This is a genomic window from Embleya sp. NPDC025285 (assembly GCF_055558835.1).
Window position 1 is genome coordinate 1 of the sequence record NZ_JBVHLU010000319.1, and the last position, 1,018, is coordinate 1,018.

The 1,018-nt window shown below is 67.0% G+C and carries 1 protein-coding gene; it reads right to left on the reverse strand.

Annotated features, from left to right (window positions below; all coding sequences use genetic code 11):
- Window positions 1-1,018 (reverse strand): SDR family NAD(P)-dependent oxidoreductase (locus tag ACZ4FV_RS52510; RefSeq protein WP_465328592.1); only part of this gene is annotated, 1,018 nt, incomplete at both ends.

The window sequence follows — 1,018 nt, forward strand, 5'->3', positions numbered from 1 at the left end:
GAGAAGAGGACGAAGGCGGAGAGGTCGTGGTCGGCGGTGAGTTCGTGCAGGTTGACCGCGCCGTCGACCTTGGATCGCAGGACCCGCTCCAGACGCTCCGGGGTCATCGACTCGATCAGGCCGTCGTCGAGCACACCCGTGGCATGAACGACCGCGGTGAGCGGGGCTGTGACAGGTATCCGAGCCAAGGCCCCGGCAAGGGCCTCCCGATCGGCCGCGTCACACGCCTCGACAACGACCCGGGCACCCAGACCGCCGAGCTCGGCCACCAACTCCCCCGCACCCGCTGCGTTCGGACCGCTACGACTGAGCAACACCACACTCCGCACACCGTGTTCCGCAACCAGACGACGGGCCACCAGAGCACCCAACGTGCCCGTGCCACCCGTGACCAGAACGCTCCCGCCCGGATCGAGCGGCACCGGCATCCGCAACACGACCTTCCCCACATGCCTCGCCTGCGACATCAACCGAAACGCCTCCGGCGCCCGCCGCACATCGAACGACCGCACCGTGATCGGCACCAACACACCCGACCCGAACAACGGCATCAACACCGCGAACAACCCCGCGATCCCATCCGCGCCCGCCGCCTCCACCAAGTCGAACGCGTCATACGACACCACCCCCGGATACGCGGACCGCACCACCCCCGCATCCCGCACATCGGACTTGCCCATCTCCACGAACCGACCACCAACGGCCACCAACCGCAACGAGGCGTCCACGAACTCACCCACGAGAGAGTTCAACACCACATCCACACCACGCCCACCGGTCGCCGAACGAATCCGCTCCTCGAACCCCAACGTCCGGGACGAAGCGATATGGGCGTCATCCAGACCCAACGACCGCAACGTGTCCCACTTGCCCTCACTCGCCGTCGCGAACACCTCGGCACCCAGATGACGCGCGATCTGCACCGCCGCCATCCCCACCCCACCCGCACCGGCATGAACCAACACCGACTCACCCGACCGCAGACCACCCAACTCCACCAAGCCGTAATACGCCGTCA